Source organism: Chitinophaga sp. 30R24 (genome assembly GCF_049056765.1).
Classification (GTDB): domain Bacteria; phylum Bacteroidota; class Bacteroidia; order Chitinophagales; family Chitinophagaceae; genus Chitinophaga.
The window spans coordinates 20,196-41,568 of sequence record NZ_JBJGXX010000012.1 but is presented as its reverse complement, the minus strand read 5'-3'; the positions used below and the strand labels follow the sequence as shown (position 1 = coordinate 41,568).

Below are 21,373 nucleotides of genomic sequence, written 5' to 3'. Positions count from 1 at the left end.
TATGGCCTCTTTAATTGAGCAGATCATCGAGAAAATGGAAGCTATCCCGATTCAACCGAATGGAGATATGCTATTGCAACCATCCGATTTTGGGTTGCCATTTATGGATACTTTTTTCAACCGGGTATTGCGCCAGCAAAGCCTGTTGTTGTCTGATGCCAATAAAGTGCCTCCAGGGGCCGATTCGGTTACTGTTACCGGTGTATCGGGTATATTAGGCTATCTGGACCTGCAATTACAACTTACCTTCGATGTGAAAGAAGAAGAGGTAGTAGGTACTGTAACAGCTGCTTTCCCTGATAGCTATCAACCAGCAATGCCGGTGTTGTATTGGATCAAAGCAGGGTATATTTCCTTTATTACTTCGCTTACGGAAAACTATAGTGTTGTATCCTTCGAATTTAAACTGCAGGTATTGACCGATGTCATTACTGCCGGTATTCCCATCGATCTTAAAGGCGGTTCGGCCAACCAATGGCAGATCATGGTTGCGGCAGATACCGACCAGGATATTACGCCGGCTGCATTGGGATCACTCCTGGCCGGACAAAATATAAACGAATTTCTGCCCCCTGCGTTGTCGGCTATACTGTCTGGTTTTAAGCTCAATAGTCTGGATATTGTTTATGACACAGCCACTCCTGCAGTGGCTTACGTTACCACAGGTTTTTCGGTTACCAACGGTTGGACAATCGTAGATAAACAAGTAGTCTTGTTGCCAGGCATGCAGATTAATCTGTCCCTCTTAAATCCATTGGATAGTACAAAACGGCAGACTACCGCCAGCATCACAGGTACTTTTCAGTTGGGAGGGGTGAATGTGCCCGTATACCTGGGTGCTTCGCTTGGTAGTACTACTTCCTGGTCTTTCGGGCTGCAGCCCAATGAAACAGTTACCCTGCCCAGTTTTTCTGATCTCCTGGAACTGGCCGGAGGCAAGGCTTTCATGGATTCGCTGCCGCAAGGGCTGGCCGAAATACCGCAAATTGAAATCAATACGCTTTTTACTGATTTTGATGCTACCAACAATGTATTAACGCAATTGCAGTTTAAAGTATCTACAGCTTCTTCCTGGCCAGTGATCAGCGGTTATTTTTCGATCGAAAAGATGTCTGTCGGTTTCGATATTACTGATCTTACAGACCCGCTTAAACGCGAGATCTATGGCGCCTTATATGGTATTTTTAAAATAGGCGACAGCAACTATTTGATGTGCAGCCTTAATAAAACGGCCGATAATCCGGAATGGGCGATTACCGCAGGTCTGGCGCCAGGTACCACGCTCAGTCTTAATACAATTGCCGCACAGCTGTTTGAAAATAAAGTAACCATCCCGGAAAGCATACCTGATTTTAGTTTTTCTATATTGCAGGTAGTAGTGGTGCCTGAACGGCAAAGCTTCCGCTTCGATGCGCAGTCGGCCGATGTATGGCGTATCACAGATAAGATTGCCATCAATATATTTACGCTTAGTTTCATTCGTGATCCTAATGATCCGGTAAATCCTATCCAAGGCAGTGTAGCCACAGTATTGCAGATCAGCAAAGTAGGGGTGAACCTCAGCGCCTCCATCAACAATACTCCCAATGGCGGCTGGCAGTTTAATGGCAGTACCCAGGAAGGAGATCCTATTGTAATAGGAGATCTGATTGCTTATATTATGGATAAATTTGGGGTGCCTAATCCACCTGCCTGGATCCGGACAATCACCCTGTTAAACCTCTCTGCCGCTTTTAACAGTACTACCAAGGATTTTTCCTTTGGCGCTACGGCAAAGATTATGTTCACCACTACGGAATTGGCGATCCAGGTAGATTTTGCGTTGAACAACGGGGCAAATAATTCCTATACGCTGGTGCTTACAGGCACTATTACTATTCAACATGCTACAGGAAACGGGAAGTCGATATTCACCATTAATTTTATTACTGGTACTACTAATACCCAGCTTTCTGCTGCCTGGGAGGCTACTTCGCCTGCTGAATACCTGCAATTGGCAGATATCGTACAGGCGTTCGGGTTCGATATGCCTGAAGTGCCTGCCGGTTTGGACCTGGCATTAAAACGGGCTTCCCTGCTCTATGATTTCAGCAGCTCCACCCTGGCTTTTTCTTTAGAGTCGGCCAACTATGGTAAAGCCGTTTTTGTAGCGATGAGAAACCCGGCCAACCAGCAATGGGTATTTTTCTTCGGCCTTGCCTCCAACTGTATTATAGATCTTACCAACTTGCCTATCATAGATAAGCTTACTTTCCTAGATGCCGGTAAACTGGAAATTTCGGCTATCAACGTCAACTTCGTTTCTGCTATTACAGATAAAGTGTTGGCAGCGGCGATCAATAAACAGATCCAGGAATTGGTGCCAGACGCCCAAAATTATCCGTCGCTACCCGCAGAAGGTATGAATGGGCAGGTGTCTTTCTCTATGACATTGAACATCGGAGGAACGCTCTATCCACTCAACCTCGTGCTGGGTGGGGCAACTGGCCAGGAACTGATGTTGGCAGACAATACTGGTACAATGGAGCTGATGGCGAATGATAATGATGCAGTGAAAACCAAATGGTTTAACCTGCAGAAAAACTTCGGCCCACTGTATTTTGATAAGATAGGAATAGGGTATAAAAACTCTAAAATCTATGTATTGGTGAATGTAATGGCTACTGCCAGTGGCCTCAGCATTGCCTTGAATGGTTTTGGTATAGGCGTGGGCATTTCTTCTTTCGACATCGCCTTTAATCTGGATGGTATCAGTATTACTTATAGTAGTGGTCCGGTATTGATCACTGGCGGTTTGATGGGTAGCTTCTCACCGGTAAGCCTTTATGGAGATATATTAGTGAAAACGGCCACATTGGCTATCGGGGGAATAGGTGGTTACACGGAAGTGGGAGGTAAGCCTTCCATGTTCTTGTATGCAGTGTTGAACTTCCCGTTGGGAGGCCCTCCATTCTTCTTTGTTACCGGGCTTTCGGCGGGCTTTGGCTACAACCGTAAGTTGGTAATACCTGATATTACCGGCGTGGCTACATTCCCGTTTGTGGTATGGTCTATGCCAGGCAGCAGTGCGCCCGTGCCCGATCCTACAAAAGACCTGAAAGCACAGATCAATGCCGTGCTCACAGAGATAGAAGAGAAGGGCATTGTAGCTCCTGAAGTGGGCAGTGCTTGGCTCGCAGCGGGCATCAACTTTACCTCTTTTGAGATGGTGAGTTCTTTCGCCTTGCTGACTGTTATCTTTGGCACTCGCCTGGAAATAGCCTTGTTGGGTCTTTCCAGGGTGGTGATACCGCCAGGTTCCGGCGGCAGTACGGGTATCCCGGCGGTGGCCTTTGCAGAACTGGCCATTAAGGCTTCCTATGTGGATGGCAGCGGCTTAATTTCTATTCAGGGACAATTAACAGATAATTCCTACATACTGGCTAAATCCTGCCACCTGACCGGTGGGTTTGCATTTTACTTCTGGTTTAGCGGCGCATACGAAGGCGACTTCGTGATTACGCTCGGTGGTTATAATCCTAATTATACGCCGCCGGTGTATTATCCACGGGTACCCCGCTTAGGTGTTGAGTGGAAAGTAGACAGCCACCTGTTGATAAGGGGTAGTTTGTACTTTGCCCTTACTTCCAATGCGGTAATGGCCGGCGGTATGATGGAAGCTGTTTGGCAAAGCGGTGGTATCCGTGCCTGGTTCTTGTTGCAGGCCGATTTTCTGATCATGTGGAAGCCGTTCCATTACGATATTGTAGCTAATACAGATATCGGGGCTTCCTTTACTATTGACTTGTGGTTTACTAGTAAAACCATCACTATCCATGTGGGTGTAGGTTTACACGTATGGGGCCCTGATTTCAGTGGTAAGGCCACTATCGACCTGGCTATTATCTCTTTCACTATTTCCTTTGGAGCCGGCAGTACCAATAAGCCACGTACCATTAGCTGGGAAGAATTCACTAAAGAAATGCTGCCGCAGCAGCAGGTGGGAGATGGTAAGGGGCTGGAAGACAGCGCCAACCCTGATGTATGTAAGGTGTTGGTAACTGATGGCCTGTTGATGCAGTTGTCGGATAAGGCCGGGGAACTGAACTGGATCGTTAGCGCTGAGAAATTTGTGCTGAGTACCGATGCGGTCATTCCTTCAAAAGACTGGGATTTCGATAACAACAATAACACAGACATTTTCATACAATTGGATCCGGCTATACCAGCGCCCACACAGAACGTGGATTTTGGCGTGCGGCCTGTAGGGTTGGATAATAATGCTTTCGCTTCTACACAGATAATTGAAGTGACCAGCAGCAGTGGGGAAAAAGCTACTTTCCATGCCACTCCTATTCTGAAAAATGTACCCAAAGGATTATGGCAGAAGATCAATTTCAATAAAAGCGGAAACCCGGATGTAGGTGACCCTGTAAATGATACCACCCTCAAAAACGTACTGACCGGATTTTCGTTGGCCCCTTACCGTGAGGTGTCTGTTAGTACGCTGCCCATACAGCTGGAATACCTGCAGTTTAACCTGGCCCCTGAGCTACAGGAATTTATTTGGACAGAAACTTATATCCCTGTTACAGATTCTTTCAATAATGAAACGGTGCCTGGCACAATCATGGGACCAAAGGCAATGGCCAACCGGCCACTGTTATTGAACGCAATCAACAATAATGTTTTCAATATTGACGTACATGTGAATGTAGATGAACTGGCAGATACGGCTAGCTATTATTTATTGGCCACTCCGCAGCTACGGCTGCTGGGTGAAGAAAAAACTGATTCATGAAGAATATATCAGCAACAGAAGAACGGGAGATTATTTTCATACAATATGATTTACCGCCGCTGAAATCAGCGGAATATACCATTACGCTGAAGCAACGCACTAACCAGCAAGCAACGGAATTCAGTACCAGCAGGAAGTTTGCGGTAACCAGCGAGCGGTTTTCGCTGAACCAGGATGATATTAATTCCAATTTCCCCCAGAACCTGGCTAATGGAGAGTTTGCCAACGTGTTGCCGCATGTTTTGTTTAACCGGCGCATTTTACCATGGGAACGGAGTAGTGTGGCTGATGAAGCGGATGCTCCCTGGCTGGCGGTATTACTGTTCAATGAAGATGAACAGCCACCCGTTATACAACTCAAAGCCAATGCCCTGGTGCCTGCTGGTAAAACAATTACAGTGGCCGGATCTTCCATTACTGGCGTGGGGGCTATGCCGTCAGGTATCTTTTCTTATCCAGGTCTCGATCATCTTGATTATGGTGAAACGCCAGACGATGCATGTAACATTATTGATATCAGCGCAGATATGTTTAACAGGATCGCCCCTACGAAAAAAGACCTGCCTTTTCTCGCGCATATCCGTAAGATGCAAACCCTTGATAAAGCTGATAATATCGCTAAAGAATTAGAAAACTATACGGTAGTACTGGGAAACCGTTTACCACTGAGGGATACCACCAGTTATGCCTACCTCGTGTCGCTGGAAAATATGGGAGATTATTTGCCAGATGAAAATAGCACCAGTCACCTGCCGGAAGGCATTAGTACGGTGCGCTTGCTCTGTTATCTTAGTTGGAGCTACACTGCAAACGATGATGATGAAAGTTTTAAAAGATTACTGGAAAACCTGAATAAGGATGCACTGGGGCAGCAGGGACTTACCGTACTGCAAGTGCCATTTTATGGCGCTGCGCCCGATACGCAGGCTATTAAATCTGCATTGGAAAAACAACATAACGGTACGCTTACTCCTGTCGATGCTAATATCCTGGTGCAGAATGCGCTGTTGATGGGATATACGCCGCACGATCATTACCTGCGGCATAGCGGGCATACGGTATCCTGGTATAGAGGGCCCTTGCTCCCTTATTTAGTGAAAGAAAGCTTTATAGCGCCAACCACTTGTCCGGATGCTGTAAATTGTTATAATCCGGAAACTGGTCTTTTTGATGTGTCCTATGGAGCTGCCTGGCAGCTGGGGCAGCTGTTGGCCCTGCAGAACAAAGCATTTGCTTCTGCCATGTATAACTGGAAAAAAAGTTTGTATGCCTGGCAGGCGAAAGAGGCAGAGCAAGAGATAATAGAAGATAAATATACGGGCATCACGGCTTTCGCAGAAGTATTTGCTAAACGGAGAGCCTGGATAGAGGTGGGTATAGATCCGCCGGAGGAGATTGTAAAATGGATGGCCAAACTAAGCCTCCTGCATGGTGTACCTTTTAACTATCTGGTAGCAGATGAACGGATGTTGCCCCCGGAATCCCTTCGTTTTTTTTATATGGATAATAATTGGGTAGATGCTTTAATGGATGGCGCTTTTAGCATTGGCCGTTCTACTACGGCTTCTCTCCTGGTAGAAGAGCCGCATTTTCAGGAGCTGTCACGTAATGCGAGGGTGATGGCTACCCAATTCCGCTTGCGGAAAGCTTCCTTGAAAAATTATGTCAATACCAGCAAAATCATTACTGGTTGTTTGCTGCGTTCCGCTGTGCTGAAAGGTTGGCCAGGGCTGGAAATCATTGGTTACGACAGTGATGGCGGAGAGATCAATAAGCTCCGTATGGCGGCTTTATCGGAAGAAGTGATGATCTGCATTTTCGATGGCGTATTGGCAAAACTATCGCTGCACGAACCACCGGAGGCACTGCATTCAGGCGTGGAAGGCACATACCCCGACCTGTTTACCAGCCTGCGTGTTGTGCAGGGCGGTGGAGACCCGGGATCGCAGATCCCGGATCTTGTGGCCACTATCAGCGCCCGTCCGGATGCACAGACTTTACAGATCGCCCAAGCGGCAGGTACTATAAAAACGGTGCTCAACAATCCTCCGCTCAACGAAGGAATTACAGATTTTACCGCTGCCCAATTTGCCCTGGAGATGATCAAAGGAGTGGTAAAAGTAGATTTCATCAACAAATCATAAACACAGCAGTATGGCGCAAACAGACACCGGTCTGATAGTACCGATAGATATAACGGCCCTTTGTGTGGGAATAAAAGACCAGGAAGATCAGGCAGGTACTTCCAGGTTTGCAGGAGCAACTACCACCTTCACCCGTCAAACAGGACAGTACGATGCTTTCCTGGGTTCCAATGTGGTGCGTTCGCTGGCAGATGCGCCGCTGAACCAATTGAAGAAAGGGATACATCTGCACTGGGCACTACCAGAAGCGCTTACCCGTGGCGTATTTGACAGTGTACAAAATAAAACGATATTTCCTGTTCCCCCTAATAGGTGGCTGCTCAGCCGTATAGTAATCACTAATGGTATACCTGCCCGTACCACCTGGGTGATAGAAAGCGATAGTCTCTATGCTGCCGATGCTAAACCTACCGACGCAGTGGTAACGCTACCCGTGAAAACCATTACAGAAAAAGAACAAAACTACCGCTACACCGGCATATCTGCACTGTTTACGGCCGACTGGCAGGAACCGGCAGATCCACAGCAGTTCAAAAACCTCACCGGACAGGAGTTTTCGGCCGTAGCCAGCGGTGATACCACTTTTGCCGCCTTTTACCCTAATTGCAGAAATATTTTTGGGTTTTATGATGAGCTGGCAGGAATTGACGGACCGGCAGATATCATGTACCAGCTCACAGGTTGGTATGGTACTGCTGTTAATGATCCTCTGTATGGAGGCAAAACAAATGCACAGCTGGAAGAACAGTACGGTTGGTCTTTTCAGGACAGCGATTCCACACCGGATTACTCTTTTTACAGCGGTCTTACCCAGGCAATTGCCTGGAATGTAAAAACCAGTTATATAGTAGATAGCCCAGACCTGGGCCCTATCCCTGCTACCGCCACCGTAGGCAATAATCCTGCAGAAGCTTTTTCTGCTTATTTTAAAGACAGGATACATCCTGACCTTGCTTTCTTTGAACAATTGCTGAACGCTTTCCAAACGGGTATACTCCCCATATTCCGGGAACCGGCAGCCGGACAGTTAGCATTGTTACAAGAGCTTTTGCATGGTAAACAGTTTAATCCTTCCGATGCTGGTACAATCTATCTTATTACCCAAAAAACAGATGAAAAAAGTGTAAATGAACCGGATAATGAAGTGCCGGTAACCAACTTGCCCCTGCAATTAGGTATTGCTTTAAACCAACTCAATGTATATCAGCAACAGTACGATTACTACACCAATTACGTTGCGCAGTTTAAAGGACTGCTTTTCGCCAATTGGTACCGGTTGATGAAAGCAGATAGCGACGAAGTAAAAAATGACTTGGATAGCATTATCCGTGAGCAGATAGCCTATTATGAAGATGTGATCGATCCAACGGCCACAAGATTGCAGAACAGCCGCGATACACAACAGGAGCTCGTGAAAGGACAGGTTGATGCACTCAATGCGGAAAGGCGTATCAAACCGGAGCTGGAAATAAAGGAAACACCCGCCAACCGCTATTGGCAACCCAATGAGCCATTGCTGCTGCTTACGGCGCCTACTTTTACCGGCGCCATGCGATTTGGGCGTACCGGGGTGGATAAGGTATCGGGTTACCTGGTATGCCGCATTAATGACCAGGTGCTGCAAGCCATTACTGTTAACAACATAGTGGTAAACGCTGCACAGTTTAGTGGGATCGCATTGCCTGTTCCTAATCAGTTACCCCATCCGGATGTGTTTACAGCTTTACTACAGGAAAGCTGCCTGCTGAATACCAACATTATCTCGGTGCTCAGTGGGGTAGCGGCTGCCCAGCTGGAAACAAGCCTAAAAACAGCGTTGGATGGCGGTACGCAAACAGATTATACCTTTACCGGATTGTTGCCCGCAGCCAAGGCCGTACGTTGGTGGAACGGCAACCCCTGGAATCCGATCATGGTAATATGGGAAACCGATTATGCCCCGCTGCAAATAACCCGGGAAGGAGAACAGTTAAAGGATTATCCCGCTAACTTTTTTACTAACAACTATAAAGTAGATCAGAACCAGGGCGGTTTTATTACCTATACCGGCGCAGCCGACCCTATACAGGTAATGGCGCATAATAAGCAACTGTATACAGGATCGGCTATACTGACCGATAGTGCTGCCGAAAGTTTTGCCAAACAACTGGCAGAATATCTCGAAGATCATACAGATGAAACATTGCAAAACATCCTGGAAGACCTGGGAACGGGTAAATATTTGTCTTTTTCCCTGAATGGTTTCGGTAATGAGTTGATCATGCAAAACCAGGATCTGCAGCTCAATATTAAAGTGCCCGAATCCAATCCTTATTTCTTTCTGACAGATGCAGTGGTATCGATTGTGGGTAAATCGTATAGTCTTTCGCCGTCACCCAATGGGTATTATAATCCTATCCGCGCAGGGTATATGTTGCCGCGCGTGGTTGCGGTAGATGTATATGGTCAGAAGCGCGAGATCGATATTACCAATATCATCAGGGCAGATTCGATGATCAGTTATTATAAAGACAAAGTGTTGCCTGATACTGTGTTTTTGCCGCCACGCGTTTCCCAGCCAGTCCGGCTTATCTTCCAGTGGTTGGCGGCAGTGGATAATGGAGATATGCCGGAAATGAATACCCACCCGGCTACTACACCGGTATGTGGCTGGCTGTTGCCTAACCACCTGGATGAAAGTCTCTTTTTCTACGATCAATATGGCAAAGCATTGGGAAATATGTATCTCAATGGTGATCATAATCAGATCCTGTGGCAATCTGCCCCAGGCGATAACAAGATTATCAATCAGGGAGTGGAGCAGGTATTCCTGTACCAGAACCCCACTTTTGCGGCGCTGGCTAAGGCTTTGATGGCTAGCTCTCCCGCATTTTTCCAAAGCTTCTGGACGGCAATAGATTCGATGCACAACTTTGTAAACCCAGATAACTTTGCGCAGAATAACGATCTGGCCGTACTCATAGGCAGCCCTGTGGCAGTTACCCAGGTGATGTTGCGCCTGGAGGTTGCAGGCAGCCAGGCGTTAAACCAAAGCTGGTATTCCCTGGAACCGGCCAATAATAATTTTGATAACGTGCAGTTCCCGGTGGTGCTGGGCGACCTGCAAAAAATCAATGATGGTTTGATCGGCTATTTTAAACAGGGAAATGAAGGAATTGATTTCAGCACCTTTTATTCAGAAGCGGCAGTCGATGAAAACGGCGTAGTAAGGCCGGGAACTACTAATCTGAAGCTTACCCTTTCTCCCAAAACAACTACCACAGATCCGGTTAACATGTTGCAGGATTCGCTGAAAGTATTGGCGTTGGTAGATCCCCGTGCTGCTCTTTATGCAACTACAGGCATAGTGCCGGTGATGTCTATTGAGATACCGCCGGATCAGTATGCAGATACTATCAATACCCTGGAAATGACTTTCCTTACCAGTCCTATCCTAAGAGGTATTACTGGCTTTAATATCCCCCTGCCCCAGGAAGAAGGGTATCAGTGGAGTTGGGTAGAAATGTTTGAAGTGCAGGATAATCCGCAGTGGACAGTGAATCCGGATATTAGCTATAACAGTGGTCAGGCGGTTGCAGCATACACGCCGCAAGGTATCCGGGAGGGATGGCTTAGGCTGAACCCTCAGTTATTGAGTTTTGTATTACTCAATCTTGATGGTCAACCTGCTGCACAGGCAGGAAAGAAGAATGAATTTTCGCTGGTGGTTACTAATAAAAAACCGGCGCCGGTAACGTTTAGCCCTGGGCAGTTATTACCAGAGGGAGATCCTAATACGGGCGCTATTTTCTATTTGCATTTTGGTAAACTGATAGATAATGATAAGGTGCCAGACCTGCGTATTTCATTGGTTGGATGGGATTTTAAGAGCATGAATAGCACGCAGTATGGTAACTACTGGGCTGTTACGCCCACTGCAGAAGTGAGCATAGACCCAGATGAGGCGATCACTTTTACTATACAACAGGCACAGGTAGCCGATATAGCCGGTCAAGTACAGGTTTATGCGGATTATACAGGCATAACTGGTATTAACGATGGCTCGGATGCTTGTTTGCTATCTGTGATCATATAAACCGTTATTTCAAAACAGTAAAAAAAAATCTATGGAAACAGTACACGAAGTCCTCTCAGATGCCGCTCAGGGCGCACTGGCCCAGTTGGCATTCGAAATGGGAAATCCGGATGCCGCAAATACTATATACATTACGGATAATCCTGCTGTTAACCAGTTAACATTGGCCATTACCGTAAATGTGGGAGCAGCAGCATTTACCCCAGGTCAGCTGGTGCCTAAAAATCAAGCACCCCAGGCACAGGGTTCTTTGCTTTATCTGGACCTGAGCGCTTTACAACTTACCACTGCCGAATTTAATGCACTTTCTTGTTCGGCCGATGATTGGGAGTTTGAGCTGTTCGCAGATAATTTTCTCATTGGTATGACTCCTACCTTTGATATTTCATTGGCAAGTGGAGTGGGCGATTCCATTGATATTACGATTGATGGACTGGTATTAAATAATCCACCTGCTGCCCCCAACGTTAGCCTCAATGTAACCAGTTTCCGGGTAGATCCTGTATCCTCCGGCAAGCTTCCGCAGGTGGCCTATTTTAAAGTGCTGCTGCAAAATGCTCCTAGTGATCAGAAAGACTTGCACATGGCGCTCAGTTGCGAGCTGGAGTCGGCTTCAGATATCATCAATAGTATTGATGGATATGACCCTGTGGTCAACAGTATTTCTTTCCTGTTGAAACCAGGCCCTATTCCCGCTACTGTTAAAGCTGGCCCGCAAACGGTATTCACCGTTTCTTTCGTATATGCGGAAACGTGGCCCGGATATGGTGCGTTGACCACACCCGCCGCGGCAGGAAAAATAAAAGTAAGGGCTGGGCAGAATGCCAGCAACTGGACTATTTCTCAGAATGAAGATCAGCAAAACCCCTGTTGGTTAATGGTGCCTCCCGACGGTCAGCCAATTGTTAGCGGTGGCGCTAAATCACTCGTGGAGTTTGATATAGACCAGATTGTCACCACTTTTGAGCCGGGGCCTACACTGATGTTTGTGCAGTATCAGCAAGTGCCTGGCTACAACGATGGCTCCTTCTACATTGTATTGAATAAGATCCCTCACGTAGCCATTGATGAATTAACGGTGACGCCTAATCCCGCCACGGTTAAGGATGGTAAAGCTACCGTTACGATTTCCTGGAAAGCCCGTAATTATAAACTCCTTGCATTGATGCCCTTTTACAAGGATGTAACTGAAGAAAATAGTTATACCGTAGCATTAACGTCGAGTCAGGATATTACATTGGTGGCGAGTGGAGCAGGCGACCCTAGCAATACGGTCATGAAAACGGTAACTGCCGATGTATTGCCGGCAATCAATTCCTTTGTGGCTACTCCCAACATTATTTACAAAAAAGACTTCCCACATGAGGTTAAGTTTTATTGGGAGGTGGATACTAACGAAGACGTATATCTGTTGAATGTACGGGATAATACGAAAGAACCGGTAGATAAGAGCGGCACCCTGTTTAAATCTGTGAAGGCGCCAGGTATGTGGTCTATTGTGCCTAAAAGTCCCACCCAATTATACTCCTTACGTCGCAATGTAATGATACAGGCATTTGGACAAGAAGGGAAGAATCAAGCCATTAATTTTATTCCACTCAAAGTTGTAGCATCACCGGGAGCACAATTTGTAGCGGCTATCAACCAGGCGGCATCTTGCGTGGAAATACTGAACTCACTTACTTACGACCGGTACAGTGATCCGATACCAGTAGACGGAAAACCGGTAGATATCCAGTTCTCTAATGATGGTGGTTATCTTTTTATTGCAGATGACGGTGGGCATCTTACGGTGGTAGGCGTGGTTTATAATGAAGTCAAAGGGGCTTATATCTTCACGGTACTAACTACCGTAGTGCTGGATTATACTCCGGTGCAGATAGCTGTAGCCCAGGGAAGCAAGTATGTTTTTATCAGTAGCAATAGTACGGAAGACCGGGAGGCGCACTTATTGGTTATACAGAAAATTGATGATAGCGTATTTGCCATGAAGAGTGATATTCATACCGGCATGAACGCTGGTGGCCTTTGCCTGGATCCTACCGGCGCCCTGATATATATCGCCAATACAGATAGTAACACTGTATCTGTTATCGGATACAATGCGTTGAGCGATAGCTTCCAGTTTGTGCGTGATATCACTGGTATTCAATCGCAGCCTACTGATGTGGCAGTGGCAGATCCGTTGGGAAATACTTTGTTGGTGGTATGTAAAGGAACGGATACCTTACTGGTAGTGGATCACGACGACCGGGGATCTTCCGACAGGCAAGAGCTGAAGTTGGGAACGAGCCCGCAGTATATTGATACTACTTCCAGTCGCGCTTATGCTTTTATTACCAATACCAGTAGCAACACTGTTACCCTGGTTAGCTGTGGTGGAGGCGTTAACAACTGCAAGGTGCTGGAACAAAACATCGCTACGGTTAAGCAGCCTTCTGGAGTGTCTTTGTCACCAGATGACGCCATGGTGTTTATTGCCAGTAGCCAGGAGAAAAGCCTGACGGTATTAAATCTCAATAATTATGAGATGCAGCGTTCTCCCACAGCAGTAGGGCAGTTCCCGACAGGTGTAGAGATCAGCAGCGACAATAAATCTGTGGTAGCCTGGCATAATGCTTTTATCAGCACACAGGGTGGTGCCCCATATTCAAAAGGGATCTACGTCTATAATGTGGCCACGGGTACAGTAATCAATAAGATGGACACAGTGGATGTTATCAGTTGCGTTTTCTCACCGTTATCTCCTGTGAAAAAGCTGTTTTTAATCCAGAAAGATGATAACAATATCCAGGTATTAGATGCTACTAGCTTTGCTCCGCAGCTCAAAATACCTATTCCCGATAGCAGCACTGGTGATAAGCGTTTACCAATCAATATCACCATATCAGACGACGGTATCAATATGTTCCTCCTGGTGAAAGGCGATAAGGGCCAGTATAGCCTGGTCGTTTATGATTGCGACATTAACACCAACAGCTATACGGTAATTGCCGATATGGACCTGTTTGTGTCGACAGTAAAATCGAATACGCTCCTGTTGGCCAATGCGCCCGATGGCAGCGTAGTATTTGTGCTAGACGCTTTCGAAGGAAATGTATATACGGTGCGTCGTTCGCAGAAAGGAGGTTATGCGCCTGATAAGCAGCAGCTAACCATCAAATCTATTGCCCGGTCTATGGTAGTGTCTCCGGATAACAGCACTTTGTATATTCTGGCACAGGCCAACCTGACAACCAGTTTTACTATCGTAAACGCACAAACGCTGGCTATGAGGGATATTAATTATCCGTCATCTTATCAGACTTTAATCAATCTCCAGCAGATGTGCATCTCGCCGGATGGCAGCAGGCTGTTTATTACAGATGCGGATATTACGGGTGTACGGGTAGTGAGCACGGCTACGCTCCGGATCATTCAAACGCTCTCCTGGCAACAAGATATAAGGTTCCCACAAGGTATTACCATGTTACCGGATGGGTCTTCCATTTACCTGGCTTGTTTGAATAGTAACAATATTGCTCAGATCAATCAGATTAATTTCTAAACTTTAAAAACGAACAGTTATGGCTTACGAAGGTATTTTTATACGGGACTATGTGGGAGAAACACCCGACGGAACAAGAGGCACCAGCTGGACCCAATCCCCTGATATTTATGTCAACGGTACCGAGGTTCTTCAAAATCCACAGGAGCTGGTAGATAAGTCCCTCTATGATAAGGGAATGCCCTCTGGCGACAAGCAAACGCCACTGACTACTAATTTCGTGTATGCAAGAGGAATCAATACCCTCAACCAGCAACAAACCTCTACCATCTACCTGTATTATGTGGATACCAGTATCGTATTGTGGCCGCAAAACTGGAAGATGGACAGCATTATTCATGATGAAGGAAATGGCATCCCCCTTAATGCTGCCCAGGTAACGGCAGATCCATTGGGTTTGGTGGCCACTATTGCGCCTTACCGCTGGACGCCGCCCAGAACCAGTAACCACTACTGTTTGGTGGCATGGGTAAAAAATGGGCCTGATCAGCTTGTTCCACCAGACCTGTATAGTATCGGTACAGTGAATGACATGGCCAATTTCATTTTAACCCATCCGAATGTAGGCTGGAAAAATACGATAGAAGTAGATGCAACGCCGGCTACTATTGAGAATTATGCTACTATCAACGGCGCAGAATATGGTGGGTTGCTGAATGTAGGCGTACAGTGCCAAAACCTGCCCACAGATGGGTTTATTGAATTTACAGTGCCGGGCCCAGATGAAGCTAATACGGTGGTCTTCCCCAAAACTCCCATCGCAACGCCGAATTATGCGCCTACAGTACAAGTAAGATGGCCCGCTAGTTTTAATTCTTCTATCACATTCAAATATTACAAGGGTAAAACAGATCCGCCAGATGGCGCCAATATTTTTCCCTTAGTTGGCACGATGGGTACAGGCTCTGATTTTATTCAGATGGCCCATCGGATGGCCCCCAACAGGCTATTGGATGTAGATTTTTATGAGTCTCCGGCAGAGATTCTTAAAAGGAAGAATTTTGGAGGCGTACCAGTCAAAAAAATATTTATTGTTGGTAGCGTGCCTTTTGAATTGGTAAAATAGATGGGTAAGGGTCGGTGAAGAACCGGCCCTTTTTTTACGTATAGTAGTTGGAGTAATCTACATACAGCCATGCTATTCTTTATTATTAGAGTTGAGTAGCAACCGTAGTGATTGGTCTTTGGTGAAATAGGCAATGACCCAGTTAGCAAACGTCTTAAAGCGGTTACGATAACTGATCAGGAAGGTAAGGTGAATGAAAAGCCAGACGAACCAGGCAATGAAGCCTTTGAAATGAAGTTTGGGCTTCGTGATATCCGCAACAGCCCTGTTCCTACCAATAATAGCCATGGTGCCTTTATCGAAATATTTAAATGGCGTACGTTCTTTTGACGCTGCCATGGCCAGAAAATTTCTAGCTAACCGTGTTCCCTGCTGAATAGCTACCTGTGCCAGTTGTGGATGTCCGTTAGGAAAACCTGGGTCGGTGGTTTGTAAGCAAATATCCCCTACAGCATATATGTCGGAGAGGTCTTTAATCGCATTGTATTCATCTACCAATAATCTTTTTCCCCGGCCATAGCATTCAGCAGGAATGCCACTCATTGTTGTGCAGGTAACGCCTGCTGCCCATATTAATGTTTTGGTAGCGATGGTTTCTCCATTGGCAAAGTATACAAGATCATTTGTATAATCTTTTACCTGCATCCCCAGCTTTATTTCTACTCCCATTCTGGTAAGTGCGTTAAAGGCGTCTTGTTGCGATTGTTCGCTCATAGCGGCCAATAGCTTCTGAATGCCATCTATCAGGTAAATATGTGATTCATAACCTTTACCGGCTATTTCCGGGTAATCCTTCGGTATTATTTCCTTTTTTAACTCAGCCAACAGACCAGATACTTCTACGCCAGTAGGACCGCCGCCTACTACCATAATGGTTAGTAGTTTGGTTCTTTCTGCCGGGTCGGTAGTAATGGTGGCTTGCTCCATTATCCGCAGGAAGTGGTTGCGTAACCCTAAGGCATCGCTTACTGTTTTAACAGGCAGGGCGTTTTTCTGTACTTCTTCCATGCCAAAATAATTGATGGAGCTGCCATAGGCCAATACCAGGTAGTCGTAGCTTAATTGGGTGGTAGATAAAATCACCCGCTTTTCTGCGGGCATCACCTGTTCCAGATCACCCATTATAAAACGGATATTTTTACTCTTATGGATCAGTTTTCTAAAAGGATAGCTGATATTGGTAGCGTCAAGGAAGCCCATGGATACCTGATATACCAGCGGAGGAAAATAATTGTAGTTATTGCGGTCTACCAGGGTCACCGTGTAGTCGTCGTGGTTAGACAATTTCCTGCACAGGTTAATACCTGCAAATCCGCCGCCTATGATAACAATATGCTTCATAATATATCCTTTTTGTCTGCGTTAGTAAACAGTCCAGGAGGATTTTTGTTTGCCACCTATTTACACCTATTTACACCTATTTACACCTATTTACATGGGGATGAAGGTATTTTTCATCAAAAAAAATACTGATAGATCCTGCCAGAGATCTAAAACGTTACCAGGATTATGCGGCCGCCCTAAATACATGGAGATTGTGGCCGTCCAGACCTGCGTGGCCGACTTTAAGGCACATCCCGATAATTATACAATTGTAGACGTACGTATGGAAAATGAAACACAAGCAAGGATAGTATTTGACCAGGCTCTGGCCATTCCTTTGGACCAACTACGGCAAAGGGTAAACGAAATACCACTAGATAAGCCTGTTGTGGTACATTGTGTTGGTGGATATAGGAGCGCTGCCGGCATTAGTATTGTGGCAAATGCACTTAATGGTAAGGTAGCGGTTTATGATCTGGGTGAAGCAGTAAAACAGTTTTAACCATACTTCCAGGATTCACTACCGGCTTCAGTTTGCGCCGGGCAGTTTACAGTGTCACGGCTGATGGGTTTTAATTTAAGTGAAATTTTTGCATTAACGGAGCCACTTTATTCCCCAATACCCCAGGGCCAGCCATAATAGACCTTTTACCAGGAAAAAAATAAATCCCCAAAAGCCTATTTTTTTGATCCAGCGGATAATTTTTTCTTTTTTACTGATATCTGTTTCCATAATATGCGAAAATAAAGATTTTTTGATTAGATAGATATTGTCTTATTAGATAATATATTCCAGTAAATGGGAAGCGAACAGTTTAGGGGTTCCCTGTATTTTAATGATCCAGGACGGTAATTTTTTTAGCTACTTAGTTGGGAAGAGGACCGTTTGCAATAGATGTTTGAAGCAGGGGAGTAGCTGGGATAATTTCCTATATTTATGCCGAAGGCCAGGAGTGGTTTGGTTGAATGGCTGAAAAGACAAATGATTGAAACAATGATATAATACGTATTTTTGCGCTCTTTTAGCAATTTTTTAAAAGATGCCTGTAGCAGTCGTGAAGAATACATTATTGATTTCCCTATTCCTGGGTATTGGCGGAAGCTTATCCGCACAGCAAAGATCGGATTCCTCTCTTATCACCCGTCATTTAGATGAGGTGATGGTACAGGAAAATAGGTTGGCCGCGCCGGTAAAAGCGGTGAATCGCAACATTACTATTATTACCCGTAAACAGATAGAGGCAATGCCGGTGTCTTCACTTACAGAAGTGCTGGCGTATGTACCTGGGCTAGACGTGCGGCAACGCGGGCCGGAAGGTATACAAGCCGATATTGGCATCGATGGTGGTACTTTCGACCAAACCCTGGTATTATTGAATGGGATAAAGATTACTGATCCCCAAACCGGGCATAACGTGATGAACCTGCCGGTTTCACTTGCTGATGTAGACCACATCGAAGTATTACGGGGCGCTGCTGCCAGAGTATATGGTATCAATGCGCTCAACGGCGCCATTAATATCGTTACCCGTAAGGCTACGGAGAATGCCCTTACTATTAATGGCAGTGGTGGCAGCAGCTTCAAAAAAAATGAAGATAACCACTTGTATGGGGCTTATAGCCTGGGCGCCACCGGCTCGCTGGTAAAGGGTGGAGTTAGTCAATCCCTGTCCGTTAGCCGAAATCAGGGCAATGGTTATCGCTATAATACAGCGTATGATAACTACCGGGCATTTTACCAGGCCGCATTCAATGCCGACTCCCTGCACCAGTATAATCTGATGGCGGGCTTTGTGAATAATGGCTATGGCGCTAATGGTTTTTACTCATCTCCTGGCGACCTTAATTCCGAAGAAACAGTGAAAACCTTCCTGGCTGCCGTGAGCAATACTTCGCGCATTCGCCGTAATTGGGTAATGACACCCAGGATAAGCTACCGTTATACTAAAGACGATTATATCTATATTAAACCAGATAATTACCGCAACCTGCACAATACCAATATCCTGGATGCAGAGCTGAACAATACGTTTGCTACGTCAATTGGTACTTTTGGCGCTGGTATCGAAGGCCGTTATGAGCATATTAAAAGCACCAGCCTGGGTAACCGTGAGCGGTCAAACTACGGTGTATTCGGAGAATACAAGTCGTTTGCAGATCGCCGGTTCACCTTCTCTCTGGGAGGTTACTTAAATTATAATTCCGTATATGGATGGCAGTTTTTCCCTGGAGCAGATGTAGGCTTTAATCTTGCACCAGATCTCAAGTTATTTGCTAACGCCGGTACTGCACAACGTTTGCCTACTTATACAGACCTGCATTATAACGGTGGTGGTATTATGGGGAATCCGGAGTTAGATCCTGAGAAAGCTGTTTACACAGAAGTGGGCGTCCGTAAATTCAGCGGTAAATTTTCCTACACCGGATCTGTTTTTTACCGCCAGGTAAGTAATTTTATCGATTTCGTAAAAGATACGGTAGGTGGCCTGGATCCAACCACATTGAAATGGCAGCCACAAAATTTCCAACGGGCAGATATGACTGGGTTTGCCTTGAATGCAGGCTACAACACGGCTTTTGCTCCCCGTCAGTTCTTTAACAGCCTAGGCATTAATGCGGGCTATAATTATCTTTCACCTTCCTTTAAAGGAGATGCTATCAGCACCAAAATTTCCCGTTACGTAATAGAAACATTGCGGCACCAGCTTACAGCCAATGTACGCACTGATCTGTTACAGCATTTCACTATTTCTGCTGCTGCCAGATATTGTATGCGTATTAACTATAAAGACTATACGCTGTTGGATGCCAGAATTGCGTATAAGCAATCCCGTTACCAAATTTATGCAGACGCCAATAACCTGTTGGATGTAACCTATGTAGAAGCTGGTGCAGTGCCCATGCCGGGTAAGTGGATTACACTTGGAGGAAGTGTGAAGTTTTAATTTTTTAAGGAAAGAAAGTATAAACTAAGGGCTTGAGAACTATCCTGTCTCCAGGTCCTAAGGCTGTCTCCTGTTTTTAGCAAACATAGGAGACAGCCTTTTTTTGAAGGTATTATCTGCCAAAATGAAAGGCCACCCTAGATTAGGTATGGAAACTCCGTATAAAAGGCACAAAAAATCCCTAGCCAAAGTGACCAGGGACTAATTTTAATCTTTAATAAATCTGTCAACATATTTTAAGGCAACATCCGGGGGCCAGAGTGCCTCCGCTCCCCAGGAATTATTAATGGGAGAATAGAAAAATGAATAAATGATTATTTAGCATTGGCTACTAATACCACGTCCAGGTCAAAATCGTCGTAAATGGCTTTGTCGCCTATGCCTTCAAAGAAATTTTTAGAACCATATTTAATGTTGTACTTGGTGCGGTCTACTTTGATAGCTGCTTTAGCGGTTAGCTTGTTGTTGGCAACGCTAACGGTAGCAGGAAAGGTAATAGGATTGGTAATGCCTTTAATCGTTAAGTTACCAGTAACTTCATAATTGCCGTTTCCTTTTGCTGTTATCTTAGTGGTAACAAAAGTAGCTGCAGGGAATTTCTCTACAGAGAAGAAGTCTTCGCCTTTCAGATGTCCCAGCAGTTTAGCATTGCTGTCACTGTCTTTAATATCAGTTACTGCAATGCTGCGGGTATCCAGGGAAAAGCTACCGCTTTTCCATACGTTATTTTCTACATCCAATTTGCCATCTGCAATGTTGATGGTGCCTTGGTGTTGTCCGGTTACTTTTTTACCTGTCCAGTTAAGTATACTTTCTTTGCTGTTTACTTGGAAAACGGTGGCGCTCCGGGTAGCGATATTTTTGGTTGGTTGACCTTCTTTATTGACAGTAGCGGGTGTTGTAAAAGACATGAGGAAGATGCTGCTTCCAATAAAGAACAATGATGCTAATCGTTGCATATGTATGTGTTTAAATTTGGTGCAATTTAAGATAGGACATTGGATTCGCGTTTACGAGATCCGGAAATAAATGTTAAAGTTATTTGTTCATCCAGATGCATGAATCCATACAACTGCACAACCTTTAGAATGCCAGTAGGGTGCTGTCTTATTTTCACCTTTGCGGTCTGTACTAATGTAGGGACTATGTGATTGAACGCTGGTAGTTTTTCTGACGCCACTTTCTTATCAGCAGTGCCACCAAAAGGGATATCATACTGTACGTTATTAATGAATTGGTAACTTCTACGATCACCATTTTCCCTTTATACTTTTAGTTGCTAATGGAAATATTGTAACTATTCAGCTCCGTGTATAACGGGTGAACACTGCTATAAAGTAAAAATTGGTAACTTGAACTGATGGAGTGGTGGCTTAATCAGCGTAGTTTAACAAAGATAAATTGGCCTTTTATTATTTCCAAATAATAGTCTATAAATTTTGTAGGGTTTTGGTGTAGGGGAAATCATACTAAATCACATTATCTTTGCGGAT

The 21,373-nt window shown here is 45.3% G+C and carries 10 protein-coding genes; 7 read left to right on the top strand and 3 right to left on the bottom strand.

Annotated elements, in window-relative coordinates; all coding sequences use genetic code 11:
* Window position 1: 1 nt before the first annotated feature.
* Genes ACDQ55_RS18590 through ACDQ55_RS18570 form a run of 5 tightly spaced genes read left to right on the top strand, consistent with a single transcriptional unit; the run spans window position 2 to window position 15,612 of the window.
* Window positions 2-4,780: a DUF6603 domain-containing protein gene (locus tag ACDQ55_RS18590; protein WP_420983002.1), complete on the top strand. Its 4,779-nt coding sequence runs from the start codon at window positions 2-4 to the stop codon at window positions 4,778-4,780.
* A complete protein-coding gene (locus ACDQ55_RS18585) occupies window positions 4,777-6,924 on the top strand; it encodes a hypothetical protein (RefSeq protein ID WP_420983000.1) in 2,148 nt (715 codons plus the stop codon). Before ACDQ55_RS18590 ends, ACDQ55_RS18585 begins: the two co-directional genes overlap by 4 nt.
* Window positions 6,925-6,934: 10 nt before the next feature.
* Complete coding sequence (locus tag ACDQ55_RS18580) at window positions 6,935-10,999, top strand: hypothetical protein (RefSeq protein ID WP_420982998.1); 4,065 nt, start codon at window positions 6,935-6,937, stop codon at window positions 10,997-10,999.
* A gap of 31 nt (window positions 11,000-11,030) precedes the next feature.
* Window positions 11,031-14,546 carry a YncE family protein gene (locus ACDQ55_RS18575; RefSeq protein WP_420982997.1) on the top strand — a complete coding sequence of 1,172 codons (3,516 nt, stop codon included), beginning with the start codon at window positions 11,031-11,033 and terminating at the stop codon, window positions 14,544-14,546.
* Window positions 14,547-14,565: 19 nt separating this feature from the next.
* Complete coding sequence (locus ACDQ55_RS18570) at window positions 14,566-15,612, top strand: hypothetical protein (RefSeq protein ID WP_420982996.1); 1,047 nt, start codon at window positions 14,566-14,568, stop codon at window positions 15,610-15,612.
* A 72-nt stretch (window positions 15,613-15,684) separates the two neighbouring features.
* Here ACDQ55_RS18570 and ACDQ55_RS18565 read toward each other — a convergent pair whose 3' ends face one another.
* Window positions 15,685-16,953, bottom strand: coding sequence for an NAD(P)/FAD-dependent oxidoreductase (locus ACDQ55_RS18565; RefSeq protein WP_420982995.1), 1,269 nt, complete (start codon window positions 16,951-16,953; stop codon window positions 15,685-15,687).
* 187 nt (window positions 16,954-17,140) lie between these two features.
* Here ACDQ55_RS18565 and ACDQ55_RS18560 point away from each other — a divergent pair, with 187 nt between their 5' ends.
* Window positions 17,141-17,437: a rhodanese-like domain-containing protein gene (locus ACDQ55_RS18560; RefSeq protein WP_420982993.1), complete on the top strand. Its 297-nt coding sequence runs from the start codon at window positions 17,141-17,143 to the stop codon at window positions 17,435-17,437.
* A 93-nt stretch (window positions 17,438-17,530) separates the two neighbouring features.
* Here the strand turns inward: ACDQ55_RS18560 and ACDQ55_RS18555 are convergent, their stop codons facing one another.
* Entirely contained in the window at window positions 17,531-17,668 is a 138-nt protein-coding gene (locus ACDQ55_RS18555) for an alanyl-tRNA synthetase (RefSeq protein WP_420982991.1), read from the bottom strand.
* A gap of 307 nt (window positions 17,669-17,975) precedes the next feature.
* Here ACDQ55_RS18555 and ACDQ55_RS18550 point away from each other — a divergent pair, with 307 nt between their 5' ends.
* Window positions 17,976-19,880: a TonB-dependent receptor plug domain-containing protein gene (locus ACDQ55_RS18550; RefSeq protein ID WP_420982990.1), complete on the top strand. Its 1,905-nt coding sequence runs from the start codon at window positions 17,976-17,978 to the stop codon at window positions 19,878-19,880.
* Window positions 19,881-20,194: 314 nt separating this feature from the next.
* Here the strand turns inward: ACDQ55_RS18550 and ACDQ55_RS18545 are convergent, their stop codons facing one another.
* A complete protein-coding gene (locus ACDQ55_RS18545) occupies window positions 20,195-20,839 on the bottom strand; it encodes a YceI family protein (protein WP_420982989.1) in 645 nt (214 codons plus the stop codon).
* Window positions 20,840-21,373 lie beyond the last annotated feature (534 nt).